This is a genomic window from Cupriavidus sp. 22TCCZM01-5 (assembly GCF_057798915.1).
The window spans coordinates 26,148-47,134 of the sequence record NZ_JBYOJR010000038.1 but is presented as its reverse complement, the minus strand read 5'-3'; the positions used below and the strand labels follow the sequence as shown (position 1 = coordinate 47,134).

Sequence of the window (20,987 nt, the reverse complement as noted above, 5' to 3'; positions counted from 1 at the left end):
TACGTAGTAATATAGATGGTCACATCACTCACTTTTCCCCGATGCCGGCCGCCGACCCTGGACCTGACCGACGCCACCCTGCAGGCCGCCATGGCCAACGACATTGCCGAGCTGCGCGGGCGCTTTCCCGAAACCCGCGCGCTGTACCGCGAGGTCTGCGGCCTGCTGTTCTTCCGTTACGGCGTCACGCCGACGGCCAACAAGCTCTACAGCCTGGTGCGCAAGGGCAGCATGGGCACGCCCGCCGAGGTGCTGCAGGCGTTCTGGCAGGAGTTGCGCGAGCGTACGCGCGTCACCATCGACCATCCGGATCTGCCGGAGTCGCTGAAGCAGATCGCCGCCGAGGCGGTCCAGACCATCTGGCAGTCGGCCAACGAAGCGGCCACCGCCGAACTGGCGACGCTGCGCGCGGAAGCCCGGCACGCCGTGAGCGAAGCGCAAGCCGAGCGCGATGCGGCGCGCGTGGAGACGGCCGCCGCGCGCGAGGACGCCGCGGCGATCGCCGCCCAACTGGCGGAAGCGCGGCAGGCGCACGAGACCGTGCAGGCGGACCTGGCCGCGGAGCGCCAGGTCCACGCCGCCACGCAGGCCCGGCTCGAGGCAGGCCGGACGGAACTGGAGGCGGGCCGGCGCCAGCTGGACGCCTTGCGGACCCAATTCTCGACGGAGCTGGAGCGGGCGCGCGAGGCCGTGACGCTCGCGCAGGAACGCGCCGAAGCCAGCGAGCGGCGCAGCTTGCGCGAACTGGACCAGGAGCGCACCGCGCGCCAGAAGAGCGAGCGCACGGCCGACGATCGGCGGTCGGAACTGGCGGCGGCACGCAGCGAGGCGCGCGATGCCGCGGTGGCGCAGGCGGAGGGCCGCGCCAAGCTCGAAGCGCAGGCCGCGGCGCTGGCTGAGCGGCTTACCGAGCGGCTCGCGGCCGCCGAGCAGGCGCAGCGCCAGGCGGCGGGCGACCTGGAGGCCGTCCAGGCGGAACTCGGTATCCCTTTGTTTTTGCTGCAATTTACCGGGGGAGCAGCCCCCAGTATTCACGCGGGTTTCCGGCCGGCGCTCACAAGAAATTCCCGTAAAATCAACAGCTTGCTGACTGGGTCATTCCCTGCATCCGCTGATGTACCGATTGCGACATGGGCATGCCGGCGCGGGGGAGGAATGGTAAGCCTCCAAGAAGCCTAATCGCGGGCGACGGACGGACCGACGCCATGCTCTCGCCAGTCGGGTATGTAGGTCGTGATTCGAAGGTCTTTGGCACCGTCCTCTGAGCCGCTATCAAAGCAAAACGGTTATGCCGTACGCCACTGCGAAGGTGAGTCGGGCTGGAACGCCGAGGTGGGCATGAGCCGATGCGCATAGCGCGCGATGGGAAACTCAAAAGTGCCCCGTAGATTGATCCCCTCGAGATGGGTCGGACCGATATGCCGAAGGTCCTCAGATCGAGTCGCCTCGCTGCTGATCCTCTCGAGGACGTCCCAGCTGCGTTGCATGTGCATCGTATTCCAAGCCATTACTGAATTGGATAGCAAGGTCAAGGACGATGACACAGCCGCCAGCGACGCGTCATTGCGCGCCAGCTCGATCGGTATCTTGCCAGAATGGATCGCCCGCTGGAGAATGTGCACCGCTTCACCGCGGTTCAACACGTGCTGCATCTCATGGCGAAATGCGGTATTCGTGAAATAGTCGATCAGGAAGATCGTACGAAACAACCGTCCGAGATGCATGCCGGCCTCATAGACGGGCTGTCCGCGTGCCGCCACCCCAAAGCGCGAGAGTGCCTGGACTGCGGTGCATTGCCCGCTTTGCACGGACGCCGCAATCCGCGCCAGTTCGTCCCAGGCGGACTCAATGAGGCTCAGTCGAACATCTGCATCGGTGACGGCAGCCAGTTCGCCAGGCACATCATGATGCCTGGGAACATGCAGACGTCTGTCGCGCAGGTGGGACAGTCGCGGACAGAGATCGAAGCCCAACAGCCGTGACAGACTCATCGCGAAATCTGTAAAGCCGTGCGTATCCACTGCAAGTTGCGCGACGTCTTCCGAACCGCTTTGTCGGATCACGCCCTCGATCGCTGCGCCGGCCTGGCGCTCGTTGAGCAAAATTGGCTGGTCATAGAAGATGCCCCACCGATCGCGAACGTGAGTGTACATCCCGATTGAGGCAGTCCGCCGGCGTGGGTCCGCCCGCGCTTTCCAAACAGAGCGTGTCGTTTCCAACGACATCATGTCCGACGAGGCTAAATCGGAACGCCCCCAATACTGGGCAATCGGGTGCTGATGCATGAAGGTCAGCACGGCTTCAGCCGCGTGGCGCAGCTTCCGTTCATCCGCAACCCGATGCATCATCTGCCGGATCGCGGGAGGTGACAACTCTGGCACCATTCGGGCGAGATCCGCAGCCGACATCGATGTGCCGTGCGCGAGTATCGCTGCGTAGACCAATAGCAATTCGCTGCGGGAATGCGGCTCTCTTCCCAGCAAGAGCCAACTAAAGTGCGTGGCGCTGTCGATCTCGAGCAGGATCTCAGGCAACTGACCGCCTGGGTGCCGCTCGAACAGTGCGCCTCGCAAAGCCTCCACATTCGCGGGCGTAGCGCTTGCCACCAAGGGGTCGACGTGAATTGCATCGTCAATTTTGAGCTTCCCACACACGACAGCATCCCGGAGCCTGGCGAGGCTTTCATCCAGATGTGTGACCACAGGCTTTAGAAATGCCTGAGCATCCTGGGGCAGCTTAAGATGGCCATAGAAGTGGTTGCGTTTGGCCTTCCAATCGCTGGCGCTGATCAAGAGGGTCGCTTGGCTTCGGAAGGCAAAGCTGTGCTCAAGGAAGACTGAGCCATTGCGCAATCCCACCCGCAGGGCGAAAAGCGTGCCCCACTCGAATGCGGCCAGGGCCCGTTGTCGGTCCTCTCCGTCCAGGGCGGGTTGCCAGGCGCGGCCAAGTCGAATCGTGATTGGGTCGGGAAGATGATCGGACCTCCGCGCGTAGAGTTCCTGGAGTACTGCCAACGCTTCAATCACCGGGTGTGCTGACAGGGCGGAGAATGGCAGGAGAACCAACCTGCCAAGCAACGCTCGAGCCTGGCGGTGTCGCGACAGGAGTTGCGCGCGGATCAGGCTGGCACGGCTGGGCGCACGCCGATTGAGTGCAGCGTCGGCCAGCGCCGACAACTGCTGGCAGAGTGCTTCACGGGTTAGCATCTCATCCGCGGCCAGCGCTTTGACCGCGGTCGCGAACTCTCGCATCTGGGTGCCAGGGTCCGGTCGGCCAGCCTCAATCAGGCGCCGAACGTCATTCACGGACTTCTGAATCCAGTGTCGCAACATGGTCGCCAGATGATCCGTGGCGGCGCATAGAGCGTAACGCAGAAAGCATGCCGCTTCCAATCGGCGGGGTTGCTGCGCGACTCGTTTGCTCACTGAAGGCGGACGATTGGCGCAGCGCCGGGCATAGTAGCGTATCAGCGCTTCATTGCACGCCGCTGGCCAGTTTCGGTGAATGCCCATCTTATAAAGGAGTTCGATCTTGTCGAACAATTCCCCGATCTGGTGGGTCGAGGTTCGCAACGGGACGGCCCAAAGCCATTGCTGCAGGTTCGTGCGGTCGCCATGCGGGCGCGCAAGTGATATGCCCCACGTGTCCAAGGAGGCCCCGTAGGCGCGCACCAGAGCGACGGCAAGCGCCGCCTCGGCCGTGGCGACGGCCTGGCTGATCAGTCTTTTTAGTGCGCGATCATGGGGTATCAGTATCCGATGTTCATACAGCCAGCGCTTCAACTCATGAAACAGCGCGGTGCGGCTCGGCTGTCCCGTCAAACGTTCCTTGAGCCAGCGCGTGACATAGCGGCGCTGGTGCTCAGCCATCGGACTGAAGGCGAGGACTTGGTAGGCCAGCATCTGGTGTGTTGACAGTGTATCGGTGCGCCCATCGTAGAGTGCGTTGAGCGTGCCCATGTCCGGCGGCGTCACACCAACCTGGGCACCCACATGCGCCCAGAGAAATCTGGGCACTTGCTTGCACGCATCAAGCGTGCGTCCCGTCATGCGGATAAAGCCGATGTGCACGGCGACGGCCAAGCGATACAAAGGGCTGCGCCGAGCATCAATCAGTGCCCGTTCCTTGGCGGAGTAGGTGAAGAACGTGGCAAGCTCGAACTCGCTGAGTTCCTGTGGGATCTGCCGCATCCCGAGGTAGGCCAACCGCCAGTGATCCATCGCGCTTCTCCCACGCGTGAGATGGACTGCGGAGGGTAGCGGCAAAGAGAGGTGGTCGCAACATTTAGTACGAAAATATGCCGCTTACGGCACCTTCAAAAGAACAGAATGGGGCAGACAGCAACTTATTGATTTATTGGCATTTTTCTTAGGTAGCGGCCCGGAAACCCGCATGGCTGGGAGGGGCGGCTACCCCGGTAAGCTGCAGCGAAAACAAAGTGAGACCTAGCCGGAGCCGTCGGTTTGCATAATTTTGTTCCCGCCCGTCGCCCACCAGCTCGCCGTTTCCGAGGTGCCGGGAACAATTTTATGCAAAGAAATTTTGCGGAACATTGTTCCTCCGGCCGACGTTTTGCGTAATTTTGTTCCTTTCCCGGGAGATCGGTCAGTCGCTGCCCAGCCCGCTGCAGCTTGCGAAGCCGAGGACGGCCGCCGCGCGCCAAGCCACCTTCCGCGGGCGCTCCGGTCTGGCCCAGAGGGCCAGGAACAAAATTCTGCAAAATTCAGGAACAAGATTCTGCAAACGGACGCCAGTAGTGGCCGCTCGGTAGGGGCGCGATCGTCCTTGGCATGCTCACCAGGCCCGGTGTGGGGTTACACCCCGCGCAGTTCCGACCCCGCTATGACGAAACGAAGGCGGTGTCAATCCCGCAACGGCGTAGGACCGTCTTGTGACAAGTTCATGTAGTCTCGCCACCCATCACCTCCTGCAATCCGGTGCGATTTCCATGGCACGATACCTTCAATTTTTGGCCCGAGCCTGCTGCGTCGGTGCCATCATTGTGATCGTCGCCATCGTTTCCCGGCAAGTCTATCTGCGGAGCGCCGCGGAAGCCGGCACAGCCAGCGAGGATGAGGAGCCTGCTGCGGCCAAGATGTTGATCCGCTGCGAGACGGTGCACAACCGCCTTCACAACCGGCACAGTTCCGCGGACACGGCGGATGCTGACGAGCCGCCACGGGCTCGTTGCAGGGAGTCTTGAAGCCGGTACTCTTGCCTTCCACCACTGTCCTTGAACGCCGGGGAAAACCACGGCGGCCGCGGGGTGGACATGGTCACTGAGCTGTGTCGCCCCGCTTCTTGAGCAGCGCCGCCACCCGTTCGTTCAGGCCCAATCGGTAGAGTGTTGCACCCACTTGCGTCAACACGGCCCGTTCTTTCCCCGCGATTGCTGGATCGGCCAACGGCACCGCCAAGCCGGCAATCGCGTCGTCTAGTTGCAGCGGCGGGGTGGACGAATGTGCGACGTTCATCTGATCGTGACAATGTCCACCCGCCCCGGGTCTAACTTTACTTTTGGTACAAGCCGATCTGCGGAGTGCCCGGACTACTCACAGCGGTCAATGGCTGCGCCAGTGTTTCAGAAAAGAGTTCGGCTCGCTTCGGCACACACAAGTGTTCAATCTGGCTTCTCCACACCGTTAGTCACAGCGTTAGCATTTCGCCGAATGCTCAAGACGACCCCGACCAGCGAGGAGGTCATTGTGGAGAACGATCTTTGCAAGGCCTCTAGTGAGAAGAGTTTGCTCCGCATCTGGGCGTGTTGGACCATATCGCCCGTAACCTGGACCATTGCTTTGGAAAAGCCGTGCGCTTTTAGCCACGACACGAGAGGCTCTTGTGGCCTTCCTTCACCGACAGCCAGAAATTGCTTGAACTGTTCCGAGTCGAATGCGCCCGTCCGCTCGATTGAGCGGATGGCATCCTCAGATGCTTCAGGTAAGTTCGCAGTCCTTTTTGTCATTTCTGTGACAATGCGCTCATAATTCGCGGTCTGCATAAAAATGCCTTCGCGGCTACCGTGGACGCGAGCACCAAGCAGCCGGGAATGGACCTCTCCCAGGGCGGTCATGTCATTGAGAAGTTGGCCGACAGATTCCAGAAATATCCGAAGACCGTAGAGCCCCAGACTCGATGCCTCCCGCCACTCTTCGGAAGCCAAAGCGAACTTCGCAGGCTCAACTTCCTCTAGAAATCGGGGGCAGGGCACGGGCGGATCAAGAGCCTTGTCGCCGGAAACCGCCGCTATGATGGCAGCAACCGCTGCCGCTGCGCCGAGGGCAGCGGCGAGTGGAGGTATCCACCCTAATGCACCCGCGGCGGCACCGAGCGCAATTGCGGACGCATTACTCGAAAAGGCGAGTTGGGCCAACCCTAACTTTGTGTCGGAGACGTTAACGACCACGCTAATGGAAGACGACAACACAGGTTCGTACTCATTTCCCCATTGGTCTTGGAGGGTGAATTTCACCTGGTAGGAAAACTGTTTGCCCAGCGGGCCCTTTGGAACCCACACGCCTCCAATAAGCCATGGCCAGTCTTGGACGATTCGAAATGATTGAAGCTCAGACTCGCGAGGAGTCCCCGGCTGGTCCTCTCGCTGTACCAGGACAGACAAAGGATCATATTCTCGATTCGCATTGTTTTCGTCGGTCTCTTCAAGGCGAACGTCGTAGTCCATTTCACTATATTGGGTATAGTTTTCGCACCAACCCGCTAGTGTGTACGCATCCTTCCAGTTGGCTCCCTCCAACTCAGCGCTCTGCCATTTCCACCAGTCCGAGGACACTCGCTCTGGAACCACGTCCAGAAAATCGGTGCTCTTGAAGGGGCCTCGATTCACGCCGTCGGTAGTAAGCTCCAGCCGCAAACTGTGCTGACCGAATTTATACAACCGCTCCCCAACCAGCGACTCAGGAGCGGGCGGCTGAATCAGCACATTGACGGTGAAGGGTGAAAAGATGTCAAGCGAACTACTGCCATACGGGAGTAATGTCCCGTCATCGGGCATTTGAAATATCTTCTGATCGCCGATAACCTGGTCTTCCAAGTAAATGTCGATGTGGCAACTATCTCCCACCTCACCCCTATTGAATGTCCAAAGTTCGATCGTTGCAGGGATCGGTTCTCCCGGTACTACTGCTCTATCGAATGAAAGCGACGCGCTAACAATTGGAAGTGGATGGATAGCGGTCAGTGCGTAGTCGAGCCATTTGTCGGCGGGCGCTGAGAGTAGTCCATAAGGTAACGCCTCTCGTGCAGTCATTTGAGTACTCCAATCTAGAACGGATTTTTTTGCGTTGCACATACCATGCCATAGCGCACAACCATTGGATTCACTTGACGGTCGTCAAAATATGCGCCGGGCATGGTCAAGTCGGCGACAAAACCGTATCACATCCGAAACAGAGCATCGTTCTGTGGAATAGCCACGATGCGGGGACGCGCACTGCCACCGTTTTCTGAATCGTTGCCAGATCCGCCCTTCAGGCCGCGTGAGGGAGCGATGCCATGGCCGCAGACCACGCTCGGTTCGATCTGGCGCAACGCGGCCATTGACGCCATTGCCCGAAATGGCAGGCGCGAATGGAAGACGTCCAGCGGCTATCACCGGCGGTCGCTGGCCGAGAACTTGATGTACCGACTCAAGACACTCACGGGTAATCGCTTGTGGGCGCGTGATGTCCGCGCCCAGGCAGCCGAGGTGGCGATCCGCGTGGGCGTGCTCAACCGCATGGCGGCCCTCGCACGCCCGCAGTCCGTCCGCATCGCCTGAATTCATCAGCACGGGAAACCTTTGTTTTCAGATCTGATTTATGCAACAACACCGTGAAATGCAACTGTCTGCGCGCAAGAATACTGGCCTGATAGGCGATTCTGAGAAGCACAGAGTCAAGCCCGACTGCCAACATGGCGGTCAAGACCAGCGAGCCGTCCTGGGACATTGCAGTTGAAGCGTTGGATAATTCGAAGGACCATTCATCGTTAGCTGAAGGGTCTCATCGGTGCCGCTGCTCTCCGCAGCCAAGGAAGCGAAGGTTGCTGATCTAATGAACTGCTTTGGATTGTTAGGGCTGTCGAGCAGTGTGATTGGCAGGCTCCGATTTCTGACTTGCTCTTTGTCATCCTCCTCAGGTCCCTTGAACCTGACGATCGCCGTCCCTGTAAAAATGAGGAGCCGATTTACATCATTTTGGCCTTTGACGATGACCTCAATGTGCTTCCCGTGCGCAACGTGGTTAGGGTTGTTAGCATCAAGTGATTGTATCTCGATTGGCATAGCTCACTCTTCAGGATCATCTCTGGGGCGCTTCTCTATGCCTCGTCACCACGAACTGACGATGGCCGTGCCACGCCTCTATGCAAAATTCGCGCCGATGCCCAACGGACAAGCGTTCCCGGATTCGCGTTCGTCGCGGGGAGGTGATCTCGAGCCAAAACTGTTTCACGGCTGGAACGGTGCCACTTGACGGCAACACGCCATGACGTGCCTGCATTCGCCCGCCGGTCACAGGTCGACTCTCCAACTCTTATCTACCGTCCTATCTCAACGCCGAGCCATCCCTCGCGTGGATTGCTTTGAGTGCTTCTTGAAATTCTGTAAATAAGATCCCGCCGGCCTTGGCTATCCGACGCAAAGCACCTCAGTGCATGTCAGGCGCGACGGCGGTGGCGCCTGCGACGTTCTTAATCTTGTGCAACTCAGCTTGAATAACTATTGAATTGACTTCTGTGCCGCAGTACATACCTTTACCAAAAAACAAGTCGCTTCCTGCCACAGGGCTCCCAACTTGGCGGATCTTGTAAGCGGCGGACTCTCCCTTGAGAGCGCGTACTTTGATGCTGGCGTTTGCCTTCGCAATGACCGGGGCTACCTTTGGGATCGGAGTACGTTCCATGGCAACCTATCGATTCGGCAAGCATCCGCCAAAGCACGACTATCGCACGCTGCGCCTACGCAGCTATGTGACGGACCAACTGCCAGCGCCACCGGCGTCTTGTGACGTCCTACCTCGGGTCTACGAAAGCCTTCGCAACAGTAACCCGGCCGCCTTGTTTCCGATGGACGGGAATGATGCACTTGGGGACTGCACGATTGCGGCCGTCGCGCACGCAATCACTGTGTACTGCGCGCTTGTCGGCAAGAGTCATATCATGACCAGGCAGTCGGCGGTGAAGCTGTATATGCATCTGACTGGCGGCGTCGACTCGGGGCTCAACGAGCTTGATGTCCTGAACTACTGGCGCCAGACAGCGGTTTCCCAAGAGAAGATTCTTGCTTATGTCGCCATCGATCCGAAGAACCATATTCATGTACAACAGGCGATCCAGCTCTTTGGCGGAGTCTACCTGGGGTTCCAGGTCCAACAGAATTGTCTGCAAGAGTTCGACAAGAAGCAGCCCTGGACACCGGGTCCGCTAACCATGGATGGCCATGCTGTCTACGCCGTTGGTTATGACGCCGATGGTGTAACAGTCCTGACTTGGGGCAACACGCAAAAGGGGACCTGGGCGTGGTGGGATGAATGCGTCGATGAAGCCTATGCCATTCTTCCGCCTCAGGCGAATGAGGCCGACTTTGCACCCGGCTTTAATTTCAGTCAGTTGCAAGAAGATCTTGCGGCGGTAGCTAGCTAATACGGCTTTGTCAGGTGGGGCAGGGCAGCCAAGTGAGAAGCGGAACAATTTCGAAGCTAGAAGGATGGTCGCCAAAATATGGGGTTCCGATGTCTCTACCCGGCTCCACCAACTTTTCACCACAACGAATGCGGCTACACATACCAAATGCCCAGAGCAACATAGCGCCGCGTCCAGATGCCCTGTCTTGGTCGCTGCGATGATGGCAAAGCTAAGTAGCGGAGTAAAGGAGACGTCATGCAAAATACCATGAAAGGCCCCTTCATAAATGACGAAGTCAAGGAAAATATTGCGGGTCGTGCAAATGCGAAAGAGCGAAGGCCAATTGACTACGAACGAAACCAGCGCGAAATTCGCGAATACTTTGAGCGACGCCTTAGTCGACTGAAGGTGGTCCACACGACATCAACGCCACGCGGGCAGATCATCGACTGGATTCCCATTGAATCCCAACATCCATCCGGCGAGATTGCCATGCCGCCTCCCGAGACCGAACGGAAGAATTCGAGCAACCATGCCCGATCAGAAACGCTCCCTTTGCCGGAACTGATGAACGAAAAGGCTGAGCGTGGCCCCGATGGAACCGTTCCCATTCTGCGGAAGAAGCTTGGTGCCCTGGGGTACACGAGAGCATTACGAAGCTACTTGTCGAAGGGGAGAAATGGTCAGCGCATGATGCGCAATGGTCATACCTGGCCCGCTCCCGAGGAAGGCGGAAACCATCGCTACGCATCGTCTGGCCAAAGGATAATCTGTTTTGGTGGCGAAGGGAATTTGAGCTGCTTTGATCCGTACACCGAGACTTCGGATGACTTTTCGCTGATTCAGATTGGACTCTCAAATAGTGATCTTGGATTCCACCAGACTGTCGAGGCGGGATGGCAAGAATGTCAGGACATCTCTGGAGACTGGGTGCCACATCTATTTACCTATTACACGACAAACGGCTACACTGACGATAGCGACAACAAGGGCGGATACAACACAGATGTGGACGGCTGGGTGCAATATGACCAGAACATATTCCCCGGAACGACTTTCACTCCCTACAGCGATCGAGGTGGTAATCAATACAAATTAACCATCAAATATCAACTGTTTGAAAACAATTGGTGGCTTGCTTGCCAGGGTCGATGGATTGGCTACTATCCAGCCGGACTCTTCATGGGTAACCAGAGCGTCTTTTCAACGTTGGGCGATCACGCCGACCACATTGGCTTTTGGGGAGAGGTTTTCGATTCGGATGATGTGGATGGCCTTACAAAGACTGACATGGGGAGCGGGTACTGGCCAAGTTCTGGCTGGACGTGGAGTGCGTACATGCACAACCTAAAAGTGCAGACGAATCGTTCTGGCACCATGGACGATTACGATGGCTCCGCGGAAATTTACCGAAGCGATCCCAGCATGTACGACATCGACGCGCACTTCAAGAGCGAGAGTAACTGGGGAAGTTACATCTATCTCGGTGGCCCGGGCGCTGGCTAGCGCGCTGCCCGGGGATTTTCTTCCATGTACGCGCCTGACAGGACTGAATCGCTGCGAAGCGGATGTCGCCGCATTGGACCCAGTCGTACAGGCGCTGCCCTGCGCCTAAGTAAGCGGAAGAGAGCAAGGCCGCGCATTTAGAAAGGTCACCTCCATGAGCAGAAACCAGCTGTCGCGTTGCCCCCGTAGAGCCGCAATGAATTGTCCAGTGCGTTCTGGTTGAACGACATTTCGATTCGAACGGTGTCGGATTGCGGCCCCTTGCAAACCGCTGTGCCGTCTGGCAGGCCATCGCTAATCCGGGCATTGCACGATGCGCCATACGCCAGCGCTCCGGCACCCGAATCACGAAGAACCGACCGTGCGTTGCCATCGTCCGCGGAAAGGCCGCGGCCTACGAATCCTCGCCGCTTCTTGACGGATTCCGTTCATCCTCGGGGATCATGCAGATCCCTCCAGCCAAGTCGTAGCCGAGGCGCACGCCGCACGCCTGGCACCGGCCGGGTAGGCGCCGCACGAGACCCCACCAACTTAGCGTCCCGCGGATCGCCACTCCGCAGTTGGGGCAAACGGGGCCCGGTCGGCGCCATGGTGCATTCATAGGGTATCAATTTTCAGCACGAGGCTCAATTCCTGCAGTGCGGCAAGCTGGCCCGCCGCGATGCTGAGCGTAATTGGCGTATCCAGGGCGAGTCCCGCAACGTCGTTGAGGTTGAAGCCCCAGCTTGCCTGGAAGCCGAGCACTACGTCGACGCCTTGGACGCTCACCGAGTAGTTGGCCGGGTCGGCCGTCGCCTTCGCCAGTAGGGTTGCCTTTCCCAGCGTTGGCGAGAGCGGCTGCACAAAATACGGCAGCCGGTCCTTACCGATGGTGATGGTCGTTGAGCCCGTGCTCTTGAGTTCATGCCAGGCGTCATACGCTTCGCGTTTCAGATCCAGCAGCGTATGCAGACCGGTTTTCGCCAAGCCCTGCTTGATCTGCTGCAGCTTGGCCATTAGCGACGCGGTGGCGAGGCTCTTCAGGCTGCTTCCGCCCTCACGTGCCTTGTAGCGGACGTGGACGATGACGTTGGAGATGGTGGCATAGTCGAACTGCCGCACCGGCGTTGGTAGTTCCAGACGCCACACGCTCACAGCGCCGGTTCCCTCGAACGGCAGGTAGCGGTCGTCTTTGAACTCCAGTTGGAATAGACCGGTATCGTTCTGGGCGGAGGACGTGGCGATCGATTGGCTCGTCCCGACGTTATACACGAAGCGGGAATCGTTTTCGGCCGCCTCCTCATACGCTGCTTGGGGTGTGCCGGCGCCGGCGGCATGCGCCGTGCTCGCGCGGTAGCGGTTACTGATCTGGGTCAGCCGCGCGCTAACCGACGAGTACGGCCCGGCGACACTGGGCATCGTCACCGCGATCGACTGGATGCGGCGGAAGTAATGGCCAGGATGGTCAAGGTCATACAGCGCTTCGGGGATTTCGAAATCGCACACACCGGTGGCGCGCAGGCGCAGCAACGCAAGAGAATCAAGTTCCTGCAGCGAGACATGCTTGGTCAGCTCATACTCGCGCTTGTCGGCCTCCATGTACTGGGCTTCCATGCGCTGGATATCATAGAGCAGCTTGTCCGCCGCCTGTAGTCCCTTCTTGCGGCTGTCCCAATAGCCAAAGGACAGGAAAGTGTCGGTCGAACCAAGTTCGTGCTGGTAGCAGCGTTCCGCCTTCTTTGCCATTCCGTAAGCGAGTTGATACGCCTGGTAGTAGACGGCGGTAATCCCGTCGACCATCCACTGATACAGGTCGGCGTTGGTATATTTGCTGCTGAGCGCCTTGCCGACCTGGGCGGCGTTGTCGATCTGGACGTCATGCACCGAAAGGTCCTTCGTCGCAATGTCGCGCCGCAATTCGGCAGCCGTGATCTGCTGATCGAAATGCGCCAGTTCCCGCTGGCCGACGCGGGCCTGCATGGCGGCGTCGTCGGCGCGCCTATCGAGCCCGCCCAACGCACCTGCCCGCGACGCCTCATATGACGCGACTCCGCTTAACATGGTCAGCACGGCGGCGGCGGCGTCCGACACGTGCGCTAGGGTCGACCCGCCGAAGCTTGCATGTACAGCCGGCGACCCGCCCGCGCCGTGACCACCCACCGCGATATCGGGAATGATGCCGAGCACGGCGCCTGTTGCGCGCACGATGCTCGCATCGTGCTGTTGGTCGTTCGCATCACCCATCTTGTCGAGGTTGAGCTGCTCGTTGGCATTGATCTTCTGCCAGGCTGCATAATAAGAGCGTCGCTCGTCGCTGATTTCGCGCGCCCGCTTGAGCACGTCGATCTCTGCGTTGGCCGAATCGATCGCCATCGACTTCAGGTCACGCTGCGCCTTCAATAGCTTAACCTCCAGATCGTTGCGCAACAGTGTGAGGACCTCGGCATCCTTCTTTTCCAGCGCGGCCAGCAGAGCCGAACCGAGAGTGCGCACTTCCTGCGCGATTTCCGCCGCCTTGCGGACCACCGGTTGGAACCGATAGGCCGGAAGCGGTGCGTTGAGCCCCGCCAGGACGGCGGACAGATCCAGCCCCGCGGCGACCGCGCGTACCAGCATGTCCGGATCGATCGGTGGAGCGAACAGCGCCAGGACGCGCTCGACCCCGTCAATGTTCTGACTGTTACGTATCTTGAACAGACGGTCGGAGACCGTATCCCATACAGCCAGCATCGCATCGTCTGGGGGAATGCAGAAATACAGGCTCGCCAGCGTGACCGGCGGAGGTGGCAACTCGGCCCCATGTTCAGGGAGCACACTGAGGTCGGGCAAATAGTTCTCGAGTTCCACTAGCGAGTTGCCGAATGCGTCAAGCTGTCCGGCAAGCTGCAGATAGGTCTGCGCGGAGACTTCGACCGTTGGCGGAACGACGCGAGGCTTGGGGCCGAGCAACCTGTCCGCAAGGATGTAGATTTGTGTCGCGCGGGTGATAGCCTCCATCGTATCCTGGCGGAACAGATAGTCGCCCCAGGCGACCAAAGTGCCGACATAGTTCATCACCACCGTCCGCTGGTACGCAGTGGTGCGATAGGCGGCCACGACATGCGGGTCGAATGGCTTGTTTCGCCAGGCATCGACCGCCTGCTCCAGGGCGTGCCGGTCTGGGCTGGTCGGATCGGCAATGTTTGTCATCAGCGTATCGATACGCTGCGCGACGTAGTCGGCATCAGTCGTCAAAAAGAAGGGTTTTGTGACCCAGTACTTCTGTGGCGTCGTTCCCGGCAGCGTGCCGGTCGGGTCAAAGATGCGGTGGTACCACACCATCGCCTGGTCGAACTGCTGCTCCGACGCCAGTCGGTTGGCGATCATTAGTGGTGCATGGAAGAACAGTTCCCAGTTGTAGAGGCTATAGGCGCCATTTGCAGTGAAATCGACATCCTCGATTGGATAGGGACGAGCAACGATCGCGGTCGGCTGGTAGGTAGCTGCGAAGTCGAACGCCGTCGTCTGCATCTGCTGGCCGCGCGCCATCATGGTGCCAACCCCGTCCTTATAGAGTGTTGCCCGCAACGGGCATACAAGAGGGTGATACAGATTGCGGAACTGCTCACCGAACCGCAGCTTGGCATACAACAGCAACTCGTCCCGGATGCGTAGGTAATCGGGATCCGCAGCAAGTTCCTTTTTAACCTCCGTCGGCGGGGTTGGCGGCGTGGCGGTCAGTTTGGCCAAGTACTTCGCCGCAAGCGCGATGATATCCTCAATCAATTGGAGGAAATCCGAGAACGTCCGGCTTTGGTCGGAACTTGCCTGTTCCGCCGGATAGAGCCCCGGAACCACGATGTAGGCGTGCTTGCTGTCTTCGAAGAAGTAGGGCAGCCAGGTGCCAAACGGCAACTTGAATCCCCGCTCGAAGCTCCTCGCCCGTCCGCCGCCGGCCTGGATGGCCCAGAGTTGCAACAGTACATAGAGCAGGTCTATCAGCGTGAACTGCAGCGCACAGGTCGCGCGGAACAGCGCCGGCGTGACATTCAACCGCACGACGAAATTCCAAAAGGTAATCATGTTGCGGATCGCCAGCGTGTCGGGCGGATCTTCTCCGAGTTCGAAGTAACGCTGGCGCTCCAGCAGGGCATCGCGGAAGTCCGGGAAGAAATCCGGGAAATAGCTACTGCCGGAGAAAACCACCTCGGGGTAGCCCTTGCAGCCGGTCACTGCGAAAATGCCGCTGAGATACTGGCTCTCATACTCGTCGGACAGTTTCGTTCGGAATAGCCAGATCTGGTCGGCGAAGGGATGGTAGATCAGGTTGAACCGGCTACTGTCCAGCGCGTTAGGGTTGGTCGAGTAGCCGGGCGGGCTGATGATTGCGTCCTGCGAGATTTTCTTGGGCTTCCAGGCACCGTTGCTGTACTCAGCGACGGCCAGTTGTACCTTGAGCCTTGCCTCGGGATGCTGCGCGGGCCCCGTGCTGGGCGTTTCCGAAACGCCTGGCGTGGTGACCTGCTGATCGGGGTTGGTTTCCTGGCTGACGACCGGCCATGCAAGATGCAGCCTGTTGTTTCGGATAAAGGCAAGCAGTGTGTCGCTGGTGATATCGGCCTGCACCAGCTCCCACGGCGACCAGGTGCGTTCCTTTTCAAGCGTCCGATGGTAGTACTGTGCCGGGTCGCCGCCCTTCGTCCGCGCAAAGATGTGCATCGTGCGGATATCGTCTTGGTAACAGGCGGTGATTACCTCCAGGAAACTGATCTCGTCCAGACCTTCCAGATAACGAGTGAAGGCGTCCTCGGTCGTCTGGTCGGTGACATCGTTCTGCAAGAGATCGCTTTCGAGCTGCTTGAATAGTGCCGACTTGGTGTCCAGCAACTCGGGCCTGATCCAGTGCTCGGGCGTTGTGAAGATCTTCCGGTTGGCCACCCAGACCTGGAAGTTCGCCATCCACGTCCATTGCTGCCACCCCACATCGCTGGTATCCGCCGCCGCCTTTGGCTCTAGCCCCATGCGGCTGCGCTCGACGAATAGTTGGATCGCGCCGTGCGCCTGAACGATGCGCGAGGATTCGACCTCCGGCTCCATCTGAACATCGATGAGGAAGTAGTCGTAAAGGTCGGTCGGTGTTGTCCAGTCGGCATGAGTCGCCAGGAGATAGGCCACCAGTGCATCGCGCTTTCTCGGCCGGATTGCATTGGTAATCTCAGCCAGCGTCGTCATCCATAGGTCGTCCGTATAGCGCGCCTTCAGCGCAGTTCGCAGAGCTCCGGAGTCGGCCGCGCTTAGGACAGGCTTGATGTACCCGTTCGCCATGGCGACTGTCGCCCCAATCGCTCTCAGATCGGTGATGGAGGTGGTCATTGCCTGCCATGTTTCGGGCAGGCGCCACGCATTGAGGTTGGCTGCAGACCAACCGAAATGGGCGTCTACGTCGTCCAGCATCTGCCGATCGTAGCCAGTTAGAGGAGTCAAGGCGTCGAGCCATTGAGCGCGCGTAGTCGCCGCGCCCGGCAACAGCAGCGTCAAGGTTCCTGCCAGGGTGATGGGCGTCGTCGCGTCGGCCAGGTTTGGGGTTGGCGGGAACGTTGTGAATAGCGCGAGCATGCCGGTCAGCCGCTCCCAGTCCTCCTGGGTTATAACGGCCTGGCCGGCCTGGTAGGGGATCGCGTCGAGCGTGACCCAGTCCATCGCACCAGCGTTCCCAAGCACCCATGCCAGGTCGTTTTGGGAGAGTCCTATCGCGGCCGCCAAGGGCAGCAGCTTGAAGAGTAGGCGAACGGCTTTGAACTGGTCGCCAAACGCGGCCTCACTTATCGTCGGTGGGGCTGGCGGAATGCCGGCTGTGTCGATCAGTGCATCTGTCGTCAGGAGGTCGGTCAGCAGCGGCTTGGCCGGTCCCGGTTGTGCCAGCACGGCATTGCTTAGCACCGCCTGTACCACGTCGGGCGTCTGGCGCGCGAAGGCGGCAAGAGCATCCGACAACGCAGAGCGCTTGGCCGCAGCGAACAGCGAGGCGGAAATTGCGTCCAGCAGTACCTTCGCCATGGCCTTCCTCGCCGCCTCGAGCCCAGCCGGCGGCGCCGCAGCCACAGCGGCCTGCGCCGCCGCCAGCGGTGCGGTGAAAGCGGTTCGCAGCAGCGCACCCAAGGTTGGCGCGGCCGCCGGATCAGGCGGGGACGTCCACGTTCCGTCATACATCCGCAGGATGGTCTTAGTGTTGTCCTCGGTGATACCGGGAAGGCGTAAAAGTGCTTCGTGGATTGGTCCACGCAGTTCGTCGGCGGTCATCTCGGCAGAAAAAGCCGAGCGGGTCTGGGCGAACGCTGCCTGGTAGGTGTTCTGGAGGCCTGCCAGCAGCGCCACGATCCGATTGTCTGAAACTTCCCGCTGCGCGAGATCGGTGCCGGCATGCGCCAGCGTAAAGGGCAGGTCGGCGATCTTGACCGGTCCAGCGCGCATGCGATCGAGATGATCGAGCATGCCAAGCATCTGCGCGGGACCAGCAGAGGGATCGAGCCCGCTGCGGTCGCGCACGATCAGGAAGTCCCACGCCCGCAACCCCAGCAGCGCGCACAGCCGTGCGGCGCAAAAAAGCCGGCTCAGATTTGCGTAAGTTAGCTGATCGTCGGTCAGTGCAGCACGTAACAACTCGAAATCGGCAGCCGAGAGTTTGAGCAGCGTGGAAAGCGGTGCGGCTTCCGGGCTAATCTTACTGCCAGCGCCTATCGCCTCCTGCCGAAGCCCGTCATCGACGGTGCCAAGGACTGCCTTGTTCAGGAAGATATGTTCGTAGACCGGACGATCTGTCGTGCCGGTCATTGCCACATGTGGGATCGAACTGAAGCAGGCGGTCAGCTCCCACGGTTGCAACCCTGTGCGATCCGCGAGTCGCGCAATCTGCTCGAGTGCAATCAGCGATGCATCGTTCAGATTGCCGGCACCGATGGCCGGATCCTGGATAAGTGCGTCCAATACGGTGGCGGCCCATCCCGTCGCACGTTGCACGCGCAGGAAGCGGTGGATCCTGTCGAGAGCCGGCGCATCTAGTCCTGCGACCTGCTTCTTGGTCAGGTCGCAGGACATATTGAGGTGGCGGATGAATAGCGCCTTTGCCGGATCGATGAAGCCAAGCTGCAGCAGCCGGTTGAGTCCGTCGTAGGTGAGTCCGGTCTTGTCGAGCATTGTTTCGACGGAGGCCATGGTGGCGACAACGCTGGCCTCGGGCAACGACCAGATCGATCCTTGCGCCGCCGCCGTCGGCGCCTGGGTCACGATTAGCGTACGCTCTGCGTCAGTCAGCCCCAGCCCCTCGGCCGCAATGGTCGCAGCAGCCGGCACGCCGGCGGACGCAAAATCTCGCATCAGATTCGCGCGCCTGACACCGAAACGGTTGAAAAAGGCGCTGGCTTCCTCGTGCGCGAGGTCGAAAGGCAGAGTGAAGGCAAAGTTGGCGCCGGCGAGAATGTTGTATGCGGCGGCGTTGACATATTCCGGAGCCGCTCTGAGTTCCGCGGCGGTACCGTGCGTTTGGCGGAGCCGCCGGATACGCCAGGTATCGACGCCTTCACTGTGCAGCTTGGCCGTGACCCCGGTGTCGCGCAGGGTGAGGTCGCCGTTAAGGTCGGGCGCCTGGACGATCGTGGATGCGGTCAGCGACCAGCCTGCGCCCCGAAGCGTCGCGAGCAACGCCGCCGGAGCGACACCAGGCGCCACGGCGCCGTGGTGCACGATGCCGGGATCAGGCGCGACCTGCTCTTCCAGCAGCTCGCAAACCAAGTCGATGTAGGGCATCGGCGTCAGCGCGTTGTCGCAGTTGAGGTCGAGATCGACAATTTCGCTGCGGCGCGACAACAGGATTGTCTTGGCCAGGTTCACGTGCGCCGGCGGCACCTGCGTGAGGTCGATCATCGATCTGCGGTCAAGGAATTGCAGTAGTTCGACCAGATAGGCGGCAGGCGAGTAGATCGAACGGCACTGGGCGCACGCGCAAATGCTGGGGGAGCCGAATAGCGTGACAAGATTTGGGAATTTGTCGCTGGCCGTGACTAGGTTTGGCATCGCCACCGGACCGGCCGCCGCAGCCGCGGCGCTCGTCAGGCTCTGCAACTCGCCGGCCACAACCAGCGCGGCAGCGTGCTTCGTTTGCGCCTTGCTGAAGGCTGTGTTGGCCTGCGCGGGGGAAAGACCGATCTTTGGCGCAATATCCGAGACAAAGCGTGACCGGCCGATTGCAACGATGTCTGCCGCGCTGTGGATCTTCTGGGCGATCAGCTTGCCGGCGCTGTTCAAGCCGGGCATCACTTTGGCCAGGCGCTGGACGCGCTTGAGATCCGACAAGGCGACCTTGTGCCCGTCGCCGGTCAGGCCTTTCTGGGCGAACAGTGTGTCGAGATTGGCCGTGGCGAGATCGATATCGGAATGATCGGTCAGCACCTTAAGCGCCGCAGCACGATCACGGACCGGGACCGTCCCACTCTCAATGTGTACAACCAGCGCGGGCGCCGCAAGGCTGGTCGCGGAGCCCCCGAGGGCTGCCCCGCCAAGAGGTGCTGCCGTCGGTCCGCCAGTCGGAGTTGCGGCGGGCGCCGGCTGGGCATCGACTGGCCAACTGGTCACTAGCGCCTTCAGGCGATCCATGAATGCGCTGTCCTTGGTACTTGCGAGGTCCAGCGTCGCGCGTAGACGCTCCGGCTGCGACAGCAGCGGCGCAATGTGGTCAAGCAGAGTCTTCGATGACGATGCCTTCTGTGCCGCTTGGGCCTCGGGCAGTAGCCGCGCCAAGGCAGTCAAGATCGCAGGGACGTGGTCGATGACCGCCTCGTCGATCAGGCGGTGCTTGACCGCCGCCTTAACATCTGCGCGAATTTTTTCGGCGGGTACCCGCGCGGCCAACAGCAGCACGTCGTTAGTGCCGTCGTTGAGGCCAATCCTGATGCGGTTTGGCTGTTGTGGCGTCGCTGTCTGGCCGAGCAATGTATTCATGCGGAGCAACGCATAGAAGACTGCCGGATCGGCATTTGTGGCGGCGCCAAGCCGCTGCGCCACGACCGCGTGCTCAACGAGGTCGGGCGCGACCGCCGCCTCCCGCGACAGAAAGGTCACATCGCGGTGCTGTGGGTCCTCAGTGATGTCGGCAAGCTTTATATTGCCGAGCAGGGGCTCGAGTTTGCGCCGCAGGGTGGTGAATTCGGTCTCCGAGAGTGGCGCGATGGCGGTAAGGGTCACATTGACGATCGCGGCCGCCGGCGCCGCGACCAGGATCTGCTCGACGGGCGGCTCGTAGAGCAGCGTCTCCCCGCTGCCGTCGAACACCCGCACGACGATGGTCGCCCCCGTGCTGTCGGGGCGTAACAGGGCGGTGCTGGAGTACACGATACTGTATTGCCCATCAGTGCCGGTACGCGCTTCGCCGAGCAACCGTTCGGCCCGCAGGTCACGATCGAAGGCCCGCACGAGGACGCCGGAGGCAGGGCGTCCCATCACGCCTTGCGTCACGCGACCGTGGATGGATCGTGCGCCGGAGATATCCCGCCCGAGCTTATCGAGCGCTGCTTCAAGGCGCAGGCCGTCGGCTTTCTGGCCGGGGCGCCACGTCACTGCTCGGGCCAGGCGCACCATAGCGCCTTGGTAGACCACGCGGAGATCGATGCTCCGGTCGGCTAGTGGAGAGACGGCACGTTCGGGAAGGACAACCGAGAACGTACCGCCGGGCTTCACATGTCCGGTAGAAATCGGCCGCTGCGCGCCCGGCGCGCTGTCCCACGCCTCCACCCGTGCATTGACCAGCCCCAGCGGCGCTCCCGGCGCCGTGACCGTGCCCGTAAGTACGACGTCCATGGTATCCACCTCGGAGATTGGCGGTGCGATCGCGGGCAATCTGCGACGGGCCA

The 20,987-nt window shown here is 60.4% G+C and carries 8 protein-coding genes and 1 pseudogene; 4 read left to right on the top strand and 5 right to left on the bottom strand.

Translation table 11 applies throughout. The features are described 5' to 3' along the window. The first annotated feature begins 90 nt into the window (after nucleotides 1-90). The gene (locus AC3FNH_RS27360) at nucleotides 91-1,179 is read left to right on the top strand and encodes a DNA-binding protein (RefSeq protein ID WP_488722300.1); all 1,089 of its coding nucleotides are present in this window, start codon (nucleotides 91-93) and stop codon (nucleotides 1,177-1,179) included. A gap of 107 nt (nucleotides 1,180-1,286) precedes the next feature. On the opposite strand, the gene AC3FNH_RS27355 is transcribed toward AC3FNH_RS27360, so the two are convergent. The 3 genes from AC3FNH_RS27355 to AC3FNH_RS27345 all read right to left on the bottom strand — a co-directional run bounded on the left by AC3FNH_RS27355 (nucleotide 1,287) and on the right by AC3FNH_RS27345 (nucleotide 7,267). Then, a complete protein-coding gene (locus tag AC3FNH_RS27355; protein ID WP_488722299.1) occupies nucleotides 1,287-4,220 on the bottom strand; it encodes a Tn3 family transposase in 2,934 nt (977 codons plus the stop codon). Between the two features lie 1,056 nt (nucleotides 4,221-5,276). After that, on the bottom strand, nucleotides 5,277-5,474 hold the full coding sequence (locus tag AC3FNH_RS27350) for a hypothetical protein (protein ID WP_488722298.1): 198 nt from the start codon (nucleotides 5,472-5,474) through the stop codon (nucleotides 5,277-5,279). Between the two features lie 146 nt (nucleotides 5,475-5,620). Further along, nucleotides 5,621-7,267 carry a hypothetical protein gene (locus tag AC3FNH_RS27345; RefSeq protein WP_488722297.1) on the bottom strand — a complete coding sequence of 549 codons (1,647 nt, stop codon included), beginning with the start codon at nucleotides 7,265-7,267 and terminating at the stop codon, nucleotides 5,621-5,623. Between the two features lie 213 nt (nucleotides 7,268-7,480). Here AC3FNH_RS27345 and AC3FNH_RS27340 point away from each other — a divergent pair. Further along, nucleotides 7,481-7,777, top strand: a pseudogene (locus AC3FNH_RS27340) (IS5/IS1182 family transposase); the annotation flags it as partial. An 868-nt stretch (nucleotides 7,778-8,645) separates the two neighbouring features. Here the strand turns inward: AC3FNH_RS27340 and AC3FNH_RS27335 are convergent. Further along, nucleotides 8,646-8,900, bottom strand: a complete 255-nt coding sequence (locus AC3FNH_RS27335; protein WP_488722296.1) for a hypothetical protein — start codon at nucleotides 8,898-8,900, stop codon at nucleotides 8,646-8,648. Here AC3FNH_RS27335 and AC3FNH_RS27330 point away from each other — a divergent pair. Next, entirely contained in the window at nucleotides 8,899-9,639 is a 741-nt protein-coding gene (locus tag AC3FNH_RS27330) for a hypothetical protein (RefSeq protein ID WP_488722295.1), read from the top strand. The two genes, AC3FNH_RS27335 and AC3FNH_RS27330, sit on opposite strands and share 2 nt — an antisense overlap. Nucleotides 9,640-9,876: 237 nt before the next feature. Next, nucleotides 9,877-11,127 carry a neprosin family prolyl endopeptidase gene (locus tag AC3FNH_RS27325; RefSeq protein ID WP_488722294.1) on the top strand — a complete coding sequence of 417 codons (1,251 nt, stop codon included), beginning with the start codon at nucleotides 9,877-9,879 and terminating at the stop codon, nucleotides 11,125-11,127. Nucleotides 11,128-11,724: 597 nt separating this feature from the next. Here AC3FNH_RS27325 and AC3FNH_RS27320 read toward each other — a convergent pair. Then, complete coding sequence (locus AC3FNH_RS27320) at nucleotides 11,725-20,934, bottom strand: Tc toxin subunit A-related protein (protein WP_488722293.1); 9,210 nt, start codon at nucleotides 20,932-20,934, stop codon at nucleotides 11,725-11,727. Between the last annotated feature and the right edge of the window lie 53 nt (nucleotides 20,935-20,987).